Here is a 15,818-nt window from a genome sequence, read left to right on the forward strand (position 1 = left end):
TTATGGTCGGTACAGTAACAGCTTGTTCCGGTTGGAAAAAGCATCTTGAAAACGGCAGTAAATTACGGGTTTGTTCGCCTGCGGGGTGAGCGGGCTTGCCCGGCGCGGGGCAAGCCTGCTGACCTCAGCACGCTCGCCACCACCGCTCGCGGGCTTGCACGATTTTGCCGATCAGCGCGGTCCGGACACTACGAGCATCTGCCCAGGCTTCAATGCCTGGCCGGTGCGCGGATTCCAGCGCTTGAGATGTTGCATCTCGACATTGAAGCGCTTGGCGACGATGTACAGCGAATCGCCTTTCTTGACCTTGTACTGCACCGGCTTCTTGCTGCTGGCTACCGCGCGGCGGGTGTCCTGCATCACCAGGGTCTGGCCGACCTTGAGGGCCTGGCCGTTGAGCTGGTTCCAGCGTTGCAGGTCATGCACATCGACCTTGTTGGCCTTGGCGATCAGCGTCAGGTTATCGCCGCTGCGCACCTTGTAGGTGCGGGTACGGCCGGCCACCCGTGCGGTCTCGACTTCGTCGAAGACCTGTTTTTTCGGGCGCATCGCCAGCAGCTCTTCAGGCTTCATTGTCGAGAGGGTGCTGGTGAGCAATTGTGCCTTGGAACTCGGCACCAGCAGATGCTGCGGGCCATCCAGGGTGGTACGTTGCTTGAGCGCCGGGTTGAGCTGGAACAGCTCGTCTTCGTCGATTTCAGCCAGCGCGGCGACCCGGGACAGGTCCATGCTTTGCTTGACTTCCACCACTTCGAAGTACGGTGTGTTGGCAATCGGGTTCAGGTTGACGCCGTAGGCCTCGGGGGCCAGCACCACCTGGGACAGCGCCAGGAACTTGGGCACGTAGTCCTTGGTTTCCTGGGGCAGGGGGAGGTTCCAGTAGTCGGTGGGCAGGCCGAGCTTTTCGTTGCGCTCGATGGCCCGGCTCACTGTGCCTTCGCCGGCATTGTAGGCGGCCAGCGCCAGCAGCCAGTCGCCGTTGAACATATCGTGCAGGCGGGTCAGGTAGTCCAGGGCGGCGGTGGTGGAGGCGGTGATGTCGCGGCGGCCGTCGTAGGCACGGGTCTGGCGCAGGTTGAAGTAGCGGCCGGTGGAGGGGATGAACTGCCACAGCCCGACTGCATCGCTGCGCGAATAGGCCATTGGGTTGTAGGCACTTTCGATCACCGGCAGCAGCGCCAGCTCCAGGGGCATGTTGCGTTCTTCAAGGCGTTCGACGATGTAATGAATGTAGAGGCTGCCGCGTTCACCGGCATTCTCCAGAAAGGACGGGTTGCTGGCGAACCACAGGCGCTGTTGCTCGATGCGCGGGTTGACGCCTACGTCGTCCTGCAATTGAAAGCCCCGACGCATGCGCTCCCAGACATCCTGGGGCACTTCGGGGGTGGGCTTCTCTGAGAGCCAAATGGGTTTTTGCTTGATCTTGGCGGCAAGATTGGGTTTGGGTTGCACGGTGGATTGTGCGGCGAAATTTGTTGATTGGCAGCCCGCCAGCGTTGCGGAGACAGCCACCGCCACAGCTTGAGCCAGGCGGGTCAATGCGTCTGAATGGTTGGATTTACGAATAGATGACGACATTGGCTGGAAGTAAGTTCCGGGCAAAAATGTCGGGCGATTCTAGAAAGCGCTTTGGTTCCGGTCAACCATTCAGAAATTACGTATCAGATCGCGTCGTCTTAGAACTTATCTTTCCATGCCCTCAAGCTAGCAAACACCTCGGCCCCAGCCCGATTGTCGCGTCCATTCCGTTCGTCCGCTTTTTGTTTAACAGATGTTTCGGTGGTACGCAAAAAGGGGTTGGTGCGCAGCTCCAAGGCCAGGTTGGAGGGCAGGGTCATCTCGCCGCGAGCCCGCAACTGGCGGACGTTTTCCACCCGTTCGGCGATATCGGCGTTATGCGGTTCCACCGCCTGGGCAAACTTGAGGTTACTTTGTGTGTACTCGTGGGTGCAGTACACCAGCGTCTCGGCGGGCAGTGCGGCCAGACGTGTCAGCGAGCTGTGCATCTGCTCCGGTGTGCCCTCGAACAGGCGGCCGCAGCCGGCGGCGAACAGGGTGTCGCCGCAGAACAACACACCCTGGTGATAAAAGGCGATATGGCCCAGGGTATGGCCGGGCACGCTATAAACGTCGAAGTCCCAGCCCAGCACAGTAATACGGTCGTTGTCGTGCAGGGCGACGTCCCGTGCCGGGATTTTTTCGCTGGCAGGGCCATACACTTTGGCACCTGTCACGGTTTTCAGTTGGTCGACGCCGCCCACGTGGTCGTGGTGGTGATGGGTGATCAGGATGTCGCTCAAGGTCCACTGCGGGTGCTGTTCGAGCCAGTCCAGTACTGGCGCGGCGTCGCCAGGGTCGACCACGGCGACGCGCCGGGTCTGCGCATCCTGTAACAACCAGATGTAGTTATCGGTGAAGGCGGGCAGGGCACTGATCTGTATCATTCTTCGATTCGCCAAGCTGAACACATTGGTGCATCTTAGAACGTCTAGGCGAGTTGGAGAATGCAATGACTGATAAAGCGTTCGCCCAGGCCGATCCTGAATGGCTGGCCTTGATCGGCGCGGCCCGCGAATGGTTGTCCGGGCCTGTCGGGCAATTTCTGCTGGACGAAGAAAGACGCATGCTCGAAGACGAGCTGGGGCGTTTCTTCGGCGGTTACCTGGTGCATTACGGCCCCTCCGCACAGACGCCGCCGTCCGCACCGCAGGTGCAACGCAATGTGCGCCTCGGCGCGCCGTTGCCGGGTGTGGAGATCGTCTGCGAGGAACAGGCCTGGCCATTGAGCGAGCACGCCGCCGACGTAGTGGTGTTGCAGCATGGCCTGGATTTCTGCCTGTCACCCCACGGTTTGCTGCGCGAAGCGGCGAGCAGCGTGCGGCCGGGTGGCCATCTGCTGATTGTTGGTATCAACCCCTGGAGCAGTTGGGGCCTGCGCCATGTGTTTGCCCATGATGGCCTGGGTCAGGCGCGCTGCATCTCGCCGTCGCGGGTGGCGGACTGGCTGAACCTGCTGGGCTTCGCGCTGGAGAAACGCCGCTTCGGGTGCTATCGTCCGCCGCTTGCCTCGGCCAAGTGGCAGGGCCGCCTGGCCGGCTGGGAACGCCGCGCAGGCGCCTGGCAGTTGTCCGGAGGTGGCTTCTATTTATTGGTGGCGCGCAAGATCGTGGTCGGGCTGCGACCGGTGCGCCAGGCAGTGCGCCAACCCATGGGCAAGCTGGTGCCGATGCCGATGGCCAAGGTCAACCGCAAGCAAAGCGGACCGTAACACCTCTTTTTGATTTCAGACCCGCCTGTTTTGATGGATGTAACCGATGACCGATAGCGTTGAACTCTTCACCGATGGCGCCTGCAAGGGCAACCCTGGCCCTGGCGGCTGGGGCGCCTTGCTGGTGTGCAAGGGTGTCGAGAAGGAACTGTGGGGCGGCGAAGCCAATACCACCAACAACCGCATGGAGCTGATGGGGGCCATTCGCGGCCTGGAAGAGCTCAAGCGTCGCTGCAATGTGCTGCTGGTGACCGACTCGCAATACGTGATGAAGGGCATCAACGAGTGGATGGTCAACTGGAAGAAGCGCGGGTGGAAAACCGCGGCCAAGGAACCGGTCAAGAATGCCGACCTCTGGCAGTTGCTCGATGAGCAATGCAATCGGCATGACATCACCTGGAAATGGGTGCGCGGTCACATCGGCCACCCCGGCAACGAACGCGCCGACCAGCTTGCCAACCGTGGCGTGGACGAAGTGCGGGGCTACAAGCAGAGCTGATCCCGACCGACGTGTTAACATCGCGCCCTTTGACGCCTACCGCACTGCACACCACCCCGTTGAGAGCTGAACCCTGATGGCCATCCGATCTGTTGTACTTGATACCGAAACCACCGGCATGCCAGTGACCGACGGTCACCGGATCATTGAAATCGGCTGTGTCGAGCTCATGGGTCGGCGTCTCACCGGACGTCACTTCCACGTCTACCTGCAACCGGACCGCGACAGTGACGAGGGCGCGATTGGCGTCCACGGCATCACCGACGAATTCCTCAAGGGCAAGCCGCGTTTTGCCGAAGTGGCCGATGAGTTCTTCGAATTCATCAATGGCGCCCAACTGATCATCCATAACGCGGCGTTCGACGTCGGCTTCATCAACAACGAATTTGCCCTGATGGGGCAGACCGACCGCGCCGACATTTCCCGGCACTGCTCGATCCTCGACACCTTGATGATGGCCCGTGAGCGCCACCCGGGCCAACGCAACAGCCTCGATGCGTTGTGCAAACGCTATGGCGTCGACAACTCCGGCCGTGAGCTGCACGGCGCCTTGCTCGACTCGGAGATTCTCGCCGACGTTTATCTGACCATGACCGGCGGGCAAACCAGTCTGTCCCTGGCCGGCAACGCGTCCGACGGCAGTGGTTCGGCAGAAGGCTCCGGCAATCGCCCTTCGGAAATCCGCCGCCTGCCGGCTGATCGCAGACCCACCACCATCATCCGTGCCAGCGAGCAGGACATGCTCGAGCATGCGCAGCGCCTGGAAGCCATTGCCAAGTCGGCCGGTGCGCCGGCGCTGTGGACGCAATTGACCCAACAGTAATTTCGGGGGGTGGCAAAATCTTCATTCGCCACATCTGCTCCCAGCTTCTACCCTTGAGTGCATAGCCCTCAGGACTAGACGCCCTCATGTATAAAGACCTGAAGTTCCCTGTCCTTATCGTGCACCGCGACATCAAGGCTGACACCGTCGCTGGCGACCGGGTTCGAGGCATCGCGCGGGAGTTGGAGCAGGAGGGCTTCAGTATCTTCTGCGCGGTGGACTACGCCGAGGGCCGGCTGGTCGCGTCCACCCATCACGGCCTGGCCTGCATGCTGATCGCCGCCGAAGGCGCCGGCGAAAATACCCATCTGCTGCAAAACATGGTCGAACTGATCCGTCTGGCGCGGGTGAGGGCGCCCAACCTGCCGATCTTTGCCTTGGGCGAGCAAGTCACCCTGGAAAACGCCCCGGCCGATGCCATGAGCGAACTCAACCAGCTGCGCGGCATTCTCTACTTGTTTGAAGACACCGTACCGTTTCTGGCCCGGCAAGTGGCGCGGGCCGCTCGCACTTACCTGGACGGCCTGTTGCCGCCGTTCTTCAAGGCCCTGGTGCAGCACACCGCCGATTCCAATTATTCCTGGCACACCCCCGGCCATGGCGGAGGGGTGGCTTATCGCAAAAGCCCGGTGGGGCAGGCGTTTCATCAGTTCTTTGGGGAAAATACCCTGCGTTCGGATTTATCCGTATCGGTGCCCGAACTGGGCTCGTTGCTGGACCACACCGGGCCCTTGGCCGCGGCCGAAGCGCGTGCCGCGCTTAATTTTGGCGCCGATCACACGTTCTTCGTGATCAATGGCACCTCCACCGCCAACAAGATTGTCTGGCATTCGATGGTCGGCCGCGACGACCTGGTACTGGTGGACCGAAACTGCCACAAGTCGGTGTTGCACTCGATCATCATGACCGGCGCGATCCCGTTGTACCTGTGCCCGGAGCGCAATGAACTGGGGATTATCGGCCCGATTCCCCTGAGCGAATTCAGCCCCGACTCGATCCGCGCCAAGATCGAGGCGAGCCCGCTGACCCGTGGCCGTGCGCCGAAAGTCAAACTGGCCGTGGTCACCAATTCCACCTACGACGGCCTGTGCTACAACGCCGAGTTGATCAAGCAGCAATTGGGCAACAGCGTCGAGGTGCTGCACTTTGACGAAGCCTGGTACGCCTACGCGGCGTTTCATGAGTTCTTCGCAGGGCGCTACGGCATGGGCACCTCGCGTACCCCGGACAGCCCGCTGGTGTTCACCACCCACTCCACCCATAAGCTGCTGGCTGCGTTCAGCCAGGCCTCGATGATCCATGTGCAGGACGGTGGCGCGCGCCAACTGGACCGCGATCGTTTCAACGAAGCGTTCATGATGCACATCTCCACGTCGCCGCAATACAGCATCATTGCCTCGCTGGACGTGGCCTCGGCCATGATGGAAGGCCCGGCCGGGCGTTCGTTGCTGCAGGAAATGTTCGACGAAGCCCTGAGTTTTCGCCGTGCGCTGGCCAATCTGCGCCAGCATATCGCCGCTGAGGACTGGTGGTTCTCCATCTGGCAGCCGCCCTCGGTGGCCGGCATCGACCGTGTTGTCACAGCGGACTGGCTGCTGCAACCACAGGATGACTGGCATGGCTTTGGGGATGTGGCCGAAGACTATGTATTGCTCGACCCGATCAAAGTCACCTTGGTGATGCCCGGTCTCAACGCCGGCGGGGCCTTGAGCGATTGCGGGATTCCCGCTGCGGTGGTCAGTAAATTCCTCTGGGAGCGCGGGCTGGTGGTGGAAAAGACCGGGTTGTATTCCTTTCTGGTGTTGTTTTCCATGGGCATCACCAAAGGCAAATGGAGCACCTTGCTCACCGAGCTGCTGGAGTTCAAGCGCAGCTACGACGCGAATGTCAGCCTGGCCAGTTGTCTACCCTCAGTGTTCGCCCAAGGGCCGTCGCGCTATCAGGGTCTGGGGCTGCGCGACCTGTGCGATCAACTGCATAGCTGTTACCGTAGCAACGCCACCGCCAAGCACCTTAAACGGATGTACACAGTGTTGCCGGAGATTGCGATGAAACCGGCCGATGCCTACGATCAGATGGTCAGGTGCGAGGTGGAGGCCGTGTCGATTGATGCGTTGCCTGGGCGCATCGCAGCGGTGATGCTGGTGCCCTATCCGCCGGGCATTCCGTTGATCATGCCGGGTGAACGCTTCACCGAGTCGACGCGATCGATCATCGACTACCTGGCATTTGCCCGCACGTTCGACAGCAGTTTCCCCGGTTTTGTCGCCGATGTTCACGGCTTACAACACGAAGATGACGGCAGTGGTCGTTGTTACACCGTTGATTGCATCAAGGCTTAAGGAAGTTTATGCAAGCTGTAATGAACCCGAAGTATCCAGGGCTCAGTGTGAGGGTCGCCGACGAAGGTTTTGATGCCTACGTGTGGGGCAATGACTTCAGTTTTGAGGTCAGCGCCTATGGTGTGCCGCAGATGGGCGCGCGCGTCGACCAGTGGCCGGTGGAGCACATCGTGCCGTACCGCAAGTGCTATGGGATTGACCCGGAGGAGTTCGCCAGCTTTCGTGATGCGCCAGACAGTGCGATTTTCATGGCCTACCTGGACGACCGCCCGGTGGGGCACGTGGTGGTCAGCACCAACTGGAACGGGTTTGCCCATGTGGATGAGTTGGCCGTGGCGTTGCCCGCGCGGCGCCACGGTGTGGCCAAGGCGTTACTCGATGTAGCGCAGTTCTGGAGCCGCAAGAAAAACCTGCCGGGCATGATGCTCGAAACCCAGAACAATAACCTTGGGGCGTGCCGTTTATACGAGCGTTGCGGTTACGTGATGGGCGGGATCGACCACCTGCGCTATCGCGGCATCGACCCGCAGACCCGCGAAGTGGCGATCTTCTGGTACCGGCTGTTCAAGAGCGACGTCAACAAGGCTTAACCCAGCAACAGGCTTTCAGCCTTCTGCGTGACAATCTCCAGCAACGCATTCAAGGCGGGTGAGGTCGCGCCATCCCTGAGCGTCAGCGCATACAGGCTGACCATGATCGGCGGCGACACCGGGCAGGCGTCCAGCCCGGCCTCGCGTGCGCCGCACGCGGTGAACGGGTCGACAATCGCCAGGCCTTCTCCCGCTTCCACCATGCTGCGCATCATCTGGTAGGTCTGCACCCGCGTCTGCACCACCGGCAGCGGGCGCAAGGCCTGCAGTTTGGCATCCAGCAGGCGACTCAGCGGGTCATGGCCCTCCAGCCCGATCATCGACTGCCCGGCCAGGTCTTGCAGCGCAATGTACTTTTGCCTGGGTTTGAGCCAGCCGTGGGGGGCGAGCACTTGCAGTTTGCCCTGAGCCAGCACGCTGCCGAGGATTTGCGGGTGCTCCGGATCATGCAGACTCAGGCCCACGTCGGCCTCATGCAGCAACAGGCTCCTGACGATGTCCCGGGTCGGCTGGCTTGACAGGTTGCACGGGGTGTCCTGGAAGCGCCGGCGCAGCACCGCAATGCTTTGCGGCAGCAACTGATTGGCCAGCGGCGGGGTGCACAGCGCGCGTAACGTGGGGGCGTGATGGTGTTTAAGGCGGCTGGCCAGGCGCTGCACGGGCTCCAGCGCTTCATACACACCGGCGATTTCGGCCTGCAACGCCAGTGTTTCCCGGGTCGGCTGCAAGCGCCCGCGCACACTGGCGAACAGCATAAAGCCCAGTTGCAACTCGGCCTCTTTGAGCGCCGTGTCCACATCGCCCACGGGGAGTTGCAACCATTCGGCGGCCGTGCCGAGGTGTCCGGTCTGCAAGATGGCCTGAATCACTTCGATATGACGTAAACGCATCGCCGGAGTCTATGTGCAGCGCGTGGGGGATTCAATGGCGCAGGCGATTGTGCGCAAAAAAGACTGTGTGGGTCGCCTCTGTCGCTGGCGTTCGGCCACGACCTCACTAGAATGGCTCGTCTGATCATTAGCGACCAATGCCGTTTACCGGCACATACAACAAAAACAGGTCTGATCCATATGCCGATTCCCTCGCACTTATTCGGGGTAACGGCCAAGCAACTTGCGGTCTTGGTGACCGTCGGCTGTGCGGCTGCTTATCTGTTGAGCAACCCTGACGAAACCAATCCGGAAAACCTGGCACTTGAAGCCTTTATCCGTTCCCAGGAACAGGTAGGCGAACAGGTGGGGGCGGTGCTGGGTATTACCTTGGTCAGACAGGTGGAGGCGTATCCCGCGTACAACACATCGGGGTACACGCGCTCGATGTACGCCGTGGACGGCGAGCGGGGGCGCTTGATGGTCACGCTCAAGCGGGGTGAGCAGGGGATCGAAGTCACGGAGATCCGCAGCCCTTGATCACGCCAGCCCAGTCGATGCCGTCAATGGCCAGGACTGAGCAGGTCATTGGGGCGCGATCTTATGAGGCGAGGGTCGTTTGCGATTCGCGGACCAGAATCGTCCCGGATTGAATCAGTTTGAATTCATCGCCTTCCAGTTTTTCTACACGGTCGCCAATGGCCAGCTTGTAGGTAGTGGTGGGCGCCGAGCCAGCCAGGTCGCCTTGCGCCGGGTTGGATTCCTGGAACTCATGCACTGAATACACGCGACCTTCCGCGTCTCTGGCATGGAACTGTCCGACAAGTACTGCTGCCATCTGTTTAGAACCTCTGGAGATAAACACTCGATATACCGTTGTGTAGACCGTCATAAAGAGAGGTAGTTTGCCTACGCAAAAAAAATACTATTCGTTGGTTTTTTGAGACGCTTCCTACGCATTGAAGCGCGGGATAAATGCCGGGAGGAATCTCAAAACCTGCTGGTGAACCTGCCGCGAAGCCTCTATAACTAACAGCTCCTTTAATCAGACGTCGGGAAAACCTCAATGAGCAAGGTCTACACGATTGCCGTCCTGGTTGGCAGCTTGAGAAAAGAGTCGATCAACCGCAAAGTCGCGCTGGCATTGGCCGAACTGGCCCCCGCCAACCTGAAATTGAACATTGTCGAAATTGGCGATCTGCCGCTCTATAACGAAGACATCGACGGCGCTTCACCGCCGGCAGCCTACAGTACTTTCCGTCAGCAGGTGAGTTCATCCGACGCAGTGCTGTTCGTGACCCCGGAATACAACCGCTCGGTACCGGCGCCGCTGAAGAATGCGATCGACGTGGGTTCGCGCCCTTACGGGCAAAGTGCCTGGAGCGCCAAGCCGGGCGCGATCATCAGCGTGTCGCCGGGTGCCATTGGCGGCTTTGGTGCCAACCACCACTTGCGCCAGTCCCTGGTGTTCTTGGATGTGTGGTGCATGCAGCAACCGGAAGCGTACCTGGGCGGCGCGGGTAACGTGTTTGATGAGTCCGGCAAGCTGTCGGAAAAGACCAGGCCGTTTTTGCAGGCGTTCATCGATGCCTACGGGCAGTGGGTGGAAAAACACAAGGGCTGACCCTCGCCTATGCCAGACCGTGGGAGCGGAGGTGCTCCCACGGTTTTTCAGATCAACGCAGCCAGTTCGTACGCGCCAGTTCGATCACCTCATCACCGCGCCCGCTCATTACCGCCTTGAGCATGTACAGGCTGAACCCCTTGGCCTGTTCCAGCTTGATGCTCGGCGGCATCACCAGTTCCTGGGTGGCGGTCACCACGTCCACCAGCACCGGCCCGTCATGGGCCAGGGCACGGCGCAACGCCGGTTCGAGGTCTTCGGATTGCTCCACCCGAATACCGAGGATGCCCATGGCATTGGACATGGCCGCGAAGTCCGGGTTTTTCAGCTCGGTGCCGGCATCCAGGTAACCTGCGGCCTTCATTTCCATGGCCACGAAGCCCAGGGATGAGTTATCGAACACAATGACTTTTACTGGCAGTTTCAGCTGTGCCAGAGAGATGAAGTCGCCCATCAACATCGCAAAACCGCCGTCGCCCGACATGGAGATCACCTGCCGTCCCGGGAACGCCGCTTGCGCGCCGATGGCCTGGGGCATGGCGTTGGCCATGGAACCATGGTTGAACGAACCGATCAGGCGGCGTTTGCCGTTCATCTTCAAGTAACGCGCGGCCCACACCGTGGGCGAGCCGACATCGGCGGTAAAGATCGCATCCTCGTCCGCCAGCTCACTGAGCAAGCGCGCCACATACTGTGGATGGATCGGCCGGTTGGCTTTGGAGGGCTGCGCCAGATCATCGAGGCCTTGGCGGGCTTTTTCGTAGTGCTTGAGTGAGGTCTCCAGGAAGCTGCGGTCGGTCTTGCGCGTCAGGCGCGGCAGCAGGGCGTCGATGGTTTCGCTCACGTCGGCGGCGATGCCCAGGTCCAGCGTGGCGCGACGCCCCAGCGCCTGCGGGTTGCGGTCAACCTGGATGATCTTGGCGTCGGTGGGGTAAAACTGACGATAGGGGAAGTCGGTACCGAGCATGATCAGCGTGTCGCAATCGAGCATGGCGTGGTAGCCGGAGCTGAAGCCGATCAGGCCGGTCATGCCCACGTCGAACGGGTTGTCCCATTCCACATGTTCCTTGCCGCGCAGCGCGTGCACCACGGGCGCGCCGAGCGCATCGGCCAGGGCCACCACCTGCGCGTGGGCACCGGCGCAACCGCTGCCGCACAGCAGGGTGACTTTCTCGCTGCTCTTGAGGATTTCGCTCAACAGCTCAAGATCGGCTTGCGCCGGTAGCGTGCGCGGCGCGTGCAGGGCCGGCCAGGGCTTGAGCGTTTTTTCAACTTCCAGCAGCGACACGTCCCCTGGAATCACCACCACCGCCACGCCGCGATTGAGGATCGCCGAGCGCATGGCGCGGTGCAGCACCTGAGGCATTTGTTCGGGGTTGGTCACCAGCTCGATAAAGTGGCTGCATTCCTTGAACAGTTCCTGGGGGTGGGTTTCCTGGAAGTAGTTGAGGCCGATCTCCGAGGACGGAATCTGCGCGGCAATTGCCAGTACCGGCACATGGTTGCGATGGCAGTCGAACAAGCCATTGATCAGGTGCAGGTTGCCCGGCCCGCAACTGCCGGCGCACACCGTCAGCTCGCCAGTGGCGGCCGCTTCGGCTCCGGCGGCGAAGGCGGCGACTTCTTCGTGGCGCACATGCATCCACTCGATGCTGTCCATGCTGCGCAACGCGTCGGTGAGGCCATTGAGGCTGTCGCCGGTCAAGCCCCAGATGCGCTTGATGCCCGCCTGTTCAAGGGTGGTCGCCAGTTGTTGAGCCAGGTTGATTTTCGCCATGAAGCACTCCAATCGTCAGTGATGTTAAAAACTGCTGATCAGTAGGGGACAGTTCGATCACGGCGAATGCTCCGTCTTTAATGTGAAGATTGCGTCATGGCCGCACGGTATTGCCGGGTGCGTCGTGCGATGAACCATTGGTCACGCACCAGCGCCAGCCAGGGAGCGGTCTTGGCGTTGGGCAGGCGGCCACGGCTGAGGCGACGCATCTGGTCACGCACCACAGCAAGGGTGGCGAGTGAGGCCAACGGTTTGCGCTTCCAGTCAATGGGTGCCAACTGCGGGTTGAGGTCGCGCCCGGCGCGCCAGTGTTTGATCAATTGCGGTTCCAGGGTCAAGGCCGTGGCAATGCCCGCCATGGCGATGCCGCTGTCGAGAACCTGCTGCACGACCGGCAGACGGCGTATGCCGCCGGTGACCATTACGGGCAGGGTGGCGATGCTGGCCATTTGCGCGGCAAATGCCAGGAAGTACGCCTCGCGGGCCAGGGTGCGGCCGTCCCGCGCTTCGCCTTGCATGGCCGGGGCTTCGTAGCTGCCGCCGGACAACTCCAGCAGGTCGATGGGCAGCGCGTTGAGCATTTCGACCACCGCCTGCGAGTCGGTTTCATCAAAACCGCCGCGCTGGAAATCCGCCGAATTGAGTTTGACCGATACGCAAAACGACGGGCTGACGCTGGCGCGCACGGCGCGGATGACCTCCAGCAAGAGGCGTGCGCGGTTTTCCAGGGGGCCGCCCCAGCGGTCGGTGCGCCTGTTGCTCAGGGGTGACAGAAACTGGCTGAGCAGATAGCCATGGGCACCGTGGATTTGTACACCGGTGAAGCCCGACTTCTCGGCCAGGCGCGCACCGGTGGCGAAGCGCTGGATCACCTCCTGGATATCGTCTTCGCGCATGGCCTTGGGCTTGGCGAACATCTTGGAAAATCCGCCCAGGTCCAGGGCAACGGCCGAGGGCGCCACTGCTTGCTGACCCAGGTTGGCCATGGTCTGGCGTCCCGGATGGCTGAGCTGCATCCAGAAGTGCACGCCTTTGCCTCGGGCCACATCGGCCCATTCACGAAAGCTCTCCAAGTGCTGTTCGTCTTCCAGGACTACGCCGCCGGGGCCGGTCATGGCGCGGCGGTCGATCATCACGTTTCCGGTGATCAGCAGGCCGGGTTCACCTTCGGCCCACGTCCTGTACAACTGCTTGAGCGCACGGGAAGGCGCCTGATCAAGGTCCGCCATGTTTTCTTCCATCGCCGCCTTGGCGATGCGATTGGCGATGACTTGGCCATTGGGCAGTTGCAGGGCTTCAAAAGGTGACATGGATTGACTCCTGAGCGGGGGAGGCCTCAGGCTAGGCTTAAAGTTAACTTTAATGTCAAGCGGGAATGGCGATGAATATTGGTGAGCTGGCAAAACAGAGCGGGTTGGCGGCGTCGCGTATCCGCTTTTATGAGGCCCAAGGGCTGATCAACCAGGTCGAGCGTATGCCCAACGGCTATCGGCGTTACGCACCTGAGGCCTTGCAGATCCTGCAATTGATTCAAAGCGCGCAACAGGCGGGGTTCAGCCTGCAGGAGCTCAAGGCGTTGATGCCGGCGCCAGGCGAGCACAAACGCGAAGAGCTGATCGCCGCGCTGGAGCGTAAGGTGGCGCAGATCGAAGCGATGCAGGCACAACTGGCCCATAACAAGGCGCAGTTATTGAGCGTGATTGACGCGGTGCGGGCGCAGCCTGAAGGCGTGCCGTGCTCCGCGGGACAGAAGCAGGTGTTGGCTTCGATTAAAATCCAGGCGTAAAAAAGCCCTGGCATGCCAGGGCTTTTTCAGACGCCGGGGCTTAGCGACGACGGAACAGCGGCAGCGGTTCGTCCGTTGCCGCCTGGTACGTCACCGAGAAGTCCTTGAGGCTTTCGAGTGCTTCATACGGATCTTTGTCGGCGCGCAAGGCAAAGGCATCGAACCCACAGCGATGCAGATAGAACAACTGGTCGCGCAGCACGTCACCAATGGCGCGCAACTCGCCTTTGTAGCCGTAGCGGTCACGCAGCAGGCGTGCGTTGGAGTAGTTGCGCCCGTCGGTGAAGGCCGGGAAGTTCAGAGCGATGACCTGGAAGTGCGCCACGTCTTCGCCAATTTCTTCAGCTTCTTCATCCGCGTCGAGCCACACACCCAGGCCGCCATCCCGGGCCTTGAGGGCGTGGGCGTGTTCGCGCCACAGCGCCAGCGGCACGATCAGGTCGTCGCAATTGGAGATGCCATCGAAGCTCGCGTCCTTGGGCAGCAGGTGCCAGGTTTCGTCGACGATTTCGTTGTTCTTAATGATTCGCTGCATAGACGCGCTCCTTGAACAGGTCAATGCCGATGCGCTGATAGGTGTCGATGAAACGCTCATCTTCGGTGCGCTGTTCGATGTACACATCGATCAGTTTGCCGATCACCTCCGGCATGGCTTCCTGGGCGAAGGACGGGCCGAGGATCTTGCCCAGGCTCGCATCGCGGCTGGCGCTGCCACCCAGGGACACTTGGTAGAATTCTTCGCCTTTCTTGTCCACGCCCAGAATGCCGATGTGGCCGACGTGGTGGTGACCACAGGCGTTCATGCAACCGGAAATGTTCAGGTCCAGCTCGCCGATATCGAACAGGTAGTCCAGGTCGTCGAAACGGCGTTGGATCGATTCGGCAATAGGGATCGACTTGGCGTTGGCCAGGGAGCAGAAGTCGCCACCCGGGCAGCAGATGATGTCGGTCAGCAGGCCGATGTTCGGCGTGGCGAAACCACCTTCGCGCAGCTCGCCCCACAAGGTGAACAGTTGGTTCTGCTCCACGTCCGCGAGAATGATGTTCTGCTCGTGGGACGTGCGCAGTTGACCGAAGCTGTAGCGCTCGGCCAGGTCGGCGACGGCGTCCAGTTGCTTGTCGGTGATATCGCCAGGGGCAACACCGGTGGGCTTGAGCGACAGGGTCACAGCCACATAGCCCGGCTTTTTGTGCGCCAGGGTATTGCGGGTGCGCCAGCGGGCGAAGCCTGGGTGCTGCGCGTCGAGTGCCGCCAGTTCCGCGTCCTGATTGCTCAGGGCCTTGTACTCGGGATCGACGAAGTGCTTGGCCACGCGATGCACTTCGGCTTCGGTCAGGGTGGTCTGGCCGCCACGCAGGTGTTCCATTTCGGCGTCGACTTTCTGGGCGAACACCTCGGGGGTCAGTGCTTTTACCAGGATCTTGATCCGGGCCTTGTACTTGTTGTCACGACGGCCATAGCGGTTGTAGACCCGCAGGATGGCGTCAAGGTAGCTCAACAGGTCCTGCCACGGCAGGAACTCGTTGATAAACGCGCCCACCACCGGTGTACGGCCCAGGCCGCCGCCGACCAGTACACGAAAGCCCAGTTCGCCGGCGGCGTTGTACACCGGCTCCAGGCCGATGTCGTGCACTTCGATCGCTGCACGGTCCGAGGTCGAGCCATTGACGGCGATCTTGAACTTGCGCGGCAGGTAGGCGAATTCCGGGTGGAAGGTGGTCCATTGACGGATGATTTCGCACCAGGGGCGTGGGTCGATCAGTTCGTCGGCAGCGACGCCGGCGAATTGGTCGGTGGTCACGTTGCGCAGGCAGTTACCGCTGGTCTGAATGGCGTGCATTTGCACGGTGGCCAATTCAGCCAGAATGTCCGGCACATCTTCCAGGGCTGGCCAGTTGAACTGCACGTTCTGGCGCGTACTGATGTGGGCATAGCCTTTGTCGAAGTCGCGGGCAATCTTGGCCATCATGCGCGTCTGGCGCGAAGTCAGTTGGCCATAAGGCACTGCCACCCGCAGCATCGGCGCAAAGCGCTGAACATACAGGCCATTTTGCAGGCGCAGAGGGCGGAACTCTTCTTCGCTCAGTTCACCTGCTAAGTAGCGTCGGGTCTGATCACGGAACTGCTTGACGCGGTCCTCGATGATGCGCTGATCGTATTCGTCGTATACGTACATATAGGTCCTGTTCTCGGCAAATCTGCGCGCACGGCCGCGCACTCCCAACGGAGCCGGCGCACG

The 15,818-nt window shown here is 61.1% G+C and carries 16 protein-coding genes; 8 read left to right on the forward strand and 8 right to left on the reverse strand.

All coding sequences use genetic code 11. The annotated features are described in order from the left end of the window. Window positions 1-171: 171 nt before the first annotated feature. Window positions 172-1,578 carry a lytic transglycosylase domain-containing protein gene (locus PSH59_RS11430; protein ID WP_248082575.1) on the reverse strand — a complete coding sequence of 469 codons (1,407 nt, stop codon included), beginning with the start codon at window positions 1,576-1,578 and terminating at the stop codon, window positions 172-174. Window positions 1,579-1,676: 98 nt separating this feature from the next. Next, window positions 1,677-2,444, reverse strand: a complete 768-nt coding sequence (gloB, locus tag PSH59_RS11435; RefSeq protein WP_248082566.1) for a hydroxyacylglutathione hydrolase — start codon at window positions 2,442-2,444, stop codon at window positions 1,677-1,679. Window positions 2,445-2,509: 65 nt separating this feature from the next. Here gloB and PSH59_RS11440 point away from each other — a divergent pair, with 65 nt between their 5' ends. The 5 genes from PSH59_RS11440 (at window position 2,510) to PSH59_RS11460 (ending at window position 7,522) form a co-directional block, all read left to right on the forward strand. Continuing rightward, window positions 2,510-3,268 (forward strand): class I SAM-dependent methyltransferase, encoded by a 759-nt coding sequence (locus PSH59_RS11440; protein WP_305395085.1) that lies wholly within the window; start codon window positions 2,510-2,512, stop codon window positions 3,266-3,268. Between the two features lie 46 nt (window positions 3,269-3,314). Next, window positions 3,315-3,767: a ribonuclease HI gene (gene rnhA, locus PSH59_RS11445; RefSeq protein WP_003173571.1), complete on the forward strand. Its 453-nt coding sequence runs from the start codon at window positions 3,315-3,317 to the stop codon at window positions 3,765-3,767. 82 nt (window positions 3,768-3,849) lie between these two features. After that, window positions 3,850-4,590, forward strand: a complete 741-nt coding sequence (dnaQ, locus tag PSH59_RS11450) for a DNA polymerase III subunit epsilon (protein WP_248082832.1) — start codon at window positions 3,850-3,852, stop codon at window positions 4,588-4,590. A gap of 86 nt (window positions 4,591-4,676) precedes the next feature. Beyond that, window positions 4,677-6,932 (forward strand): Orn/Lys/Arg decarboxylase N-terminal domain-containing protein, encoded by a 2,256-nt coding sequence (locus tag PSH59_RS11455; RefSeq protein WP_305395086.1) that lies wholly within the window; start codon window positions 4,677-4,679, stop codon window positions 6,930-6,932. Window positions 6,933-6,940: 8 nt separating this feature from the next. After that, complete coding sequence (locus PSH59_RS11460) at window positions 6,941-7,522, forward strand: GNAT family N-acetyltransferase (protein ID WP_305395087.1); 582 nt, start codon at window positions 6,941-6,943, stop codon at window positions 7,520-7,522. Here the strand turns inward: PSH59_RS11460 and PSH59_RS11465 are convergent. Next, window positions 7,519-8,412: a LysR substrate-binding domain-containing protein gene (locus tag PSH59_RS11465; RefSeq protein WP_305395088.1), complete on the reverse strand. Its 894-nt coding sequence runs from the start codon at window positions 8,410-8,412 to the stop codon at window positions 7,519-7,521. The two genes, PSH59_RS11460 and PSH59_RS11465, sit on opposite strands and share 4 nt — an antisense overlap. A gap of 180 nt (window positions 8,413-8,592) precedes the next feature. Between PSH59_RS11465 and PSH59_RS11470 the strand changes: the two genes are divergently transcribed. Next, complete coding sequence (locus tag PSH59_RS11470) at window positions 8,593-8,931, forward strand: hypothetical protein (protein ID WP_248082556.1); 339 nt, start codon at window positions 8,593-8,595, stop codon at window positions 8,929-8,931. Between the two features lie 61 nt (window positions 8,932-8,992). Here the strand turns inward: PSH59_RS11470 and PSH59_RS11475 are convergent, their stop codons facing one another. Then, window positions 8,993-9,229 (reverse strand): hypothetical protein, encoded by a 237-nt coding sequence (locus tag PSH59_RS11475; protein WP_016979714.1) that lies wholly within the window; start codon window positions 9,227-9,229, stop codon window positions 8,993-8,995. Window positions 9,230-9,457: 228 nt separating this feature from the next. Here PSH59_RS11475 and PSH59_RS11480 point away from each other — a divergent pair, with 228 nt between their 5' ends. Continuing rightward, the gene (locus PSH59_RS11480) at window positions 9,458-10,015 is read left to right on the forward strand and encodes an NADPH-dependent FMN reductase (protein ID WP_248082554.1); all 558 of its coding nucleotides are present in this window, start codon (window positions 9,458-9,460) and stop codon (window positions 10,013-10,015) included. A gap of 52 nt (window positions 10,016-10,067) precedes the next feature. Here PSH59_RS11480 and poxB read toward each other — a convergent pair whose 3' ends face one another. After that, entirely contained in the window at window positions 10,068-11,792 is a 1,725-nt protein-coding gene (gene poxB / locus PSH59_RS11485) for a ubiquinone-dependent pyruvate dehydrogenase (protein WP_305395089.1), read from the reverse strand. 77 nt (window positions 11,793-11,869) lie between these two features. Next, entirely contained in the window at window positions 11,870-13,102 is a 1,233-nt protein-coding gene (locus PSH59_RS11490; protein WP_305395090.1) for an NADH:flavin oxidoreductase/NADH oxidase family protein, read from the reverse strand. A gap of 71 nt (window positions 13,103-13,173) precedes the next feature. Here PSH59_RS11490 and PSH59_RS11495 point away from each other — a divergent pair, with 71 nt between their 5' ends. After that, a complete protein-coding gene (locus PSH59_RS11495) occupies window positions 13,174-13,578 on the forward strand; it encodes a MerR family transcriptional regulator (protein WP_305395091.1) in 405 nt (134 codons plus the stop codon). Between the two features lie 40 nt (window positions 13,579-13,618). On the opposite strand, the gene PSH59_RS11500 is transcribed toward PSH59_RS11495, so the two are convergent. Together PSH59_RS11500 and PSH59_RS11505 are read right to left on the reverse strand one after the other, a co-directional pair. Further along, entirely contained in the window at window positions 13,619-14,113 is a 495-nt protein-coding gene (locus PSH59_RS11500) for a DUF934 domain-containing protein (protein ID WP_248082547.1), read from the reverse strand. Beyond that, window positions 14,097-15,755 (reverse strand): nitrite/sulfite reductase, encoded by a 1,659-nt coding sequence (locus PSH59_RS11505; RefSeq protein WP_248082545.1) that lies wholly within the window; start codon window positions 15,753-15,755, stop codon window positions 14,097-14,099. Before PSH59_RS11505 ends, PSH59_RS11500 begins: the two co-directional genes overlap by 17 nt. Window positions 15,756-15,818 lie beyond the last annotated feature (63 nt).

Origin of the sequence: Pseudomonas sp. FP2309, assembly GCF_030687575.1 — a bacterium.
In the GTDB taxonomy this organism is placed as follows: domain Bacteria; phylum Pseudomonadota; class Gammaproteobacteria; order Pseudomonadales; family Pseudomonadaceae; genus Aquipseudomonas.

Coding starts and splice junctions, on each gene's coding strand:
- PSH59_RS11455 (WP_305395086.1), top strand. CDS start 4,677: ATGTATAAAGACCTGAAGTTCCCTGTCCTTATCGTGCACCGCGACATC.
- PSH59_RS11470 (WP_248082556.1), top strand. CDS start 8,593: ATGCCGATTCCCTCGCACTTATTCGGGGTAACGGCCAAGCAACTTGCG.
- PSH59_RS11490 (WP_305395090.1), bottom strand. CDS start 13,102: ATGTCACCTTTTGAAGCCCTGCAACTGCCCAATGGCCAAGTCATCGCC.
- PSH59_RS11430 (WP_248082575.1), bottom strand. CDS start 1,578: ATGTCGTCATCTATTCGTAAATCCAACCATTCAGACGCATTGACCCGC.
- PSH59_RS11440 (WP_305395085.1), top strand. CDS start 2,510: ATGACTGATAAAGCGTTCGCCCAGGCCGATCCTGAATGGCTGGCCTTG.
- PSH59_RS11500 (WP_248082547.1), bottom strand. CDS start 14,113: ATGCAGCGAATCATTAAGAACAACGAAATCGTCGACGAAACCTGGCAC.
- PSH59_RS11495 (WP_305395091.1), top strand. CDS start 13,174: ATGAATATTGGTGAGCTGGCAAAACAGAGCGGGTTGGCGGCGTCGCGT.
- gloB (WP_248082566.1), bottom strand. CDS start 2,444: ATGATACAGATCAGTGCCCTGCCCGCCTTCACCGATAACTACATCTGG.
- PSH59_RS11505 (WP_248082545.1), bottom strand. CDS start 15,755: ATGTACGTATACGACGAATACGATCAGCGCATCATCGAGGACCGCGTC.
- PSH59_RS11480 (WP_248082554.1), top strand. CDS start 9,458: ATGAGCAAGGTCTACACGATTGCCGTCCTGGTTGGCAGCTTGAGAAAA.
- PSH59_RS11460 (WP_305395087.1), top strand. CDS start 6,941: ATGCAAGCTGTAATGAACCCGAAGTATCCAGGGCTCAGTGTGAGGGTC.
- PSH59_RS11475 (WP_016979714.1), bottom strand. CDS start 9,229: ATGGCAGCAGTACTTGTCGGACAGTTCCATGCCAGAGACGCGGAAGGT.
- rnhA (WP_003173571.1), top strand. CDS start 3,315: ATGACCGATAGCGTTGAACTCTTCACCGATGGCGCCTGCAAGGGCAAC.
- PSH59_RS11465 (WP_305395088.1), bottom strand. CDS start 8,412: ATGCGTTTACGTCATATCGAAGTGATTCAGGCCATCTTGCAGACCGGA.
- poxB (WP_305395089.1), bottom strand. CDS start 11,792: ATGGCGAAAATCAACCTGGCTCAACAACTGGCGACCACCCTTGAACAG.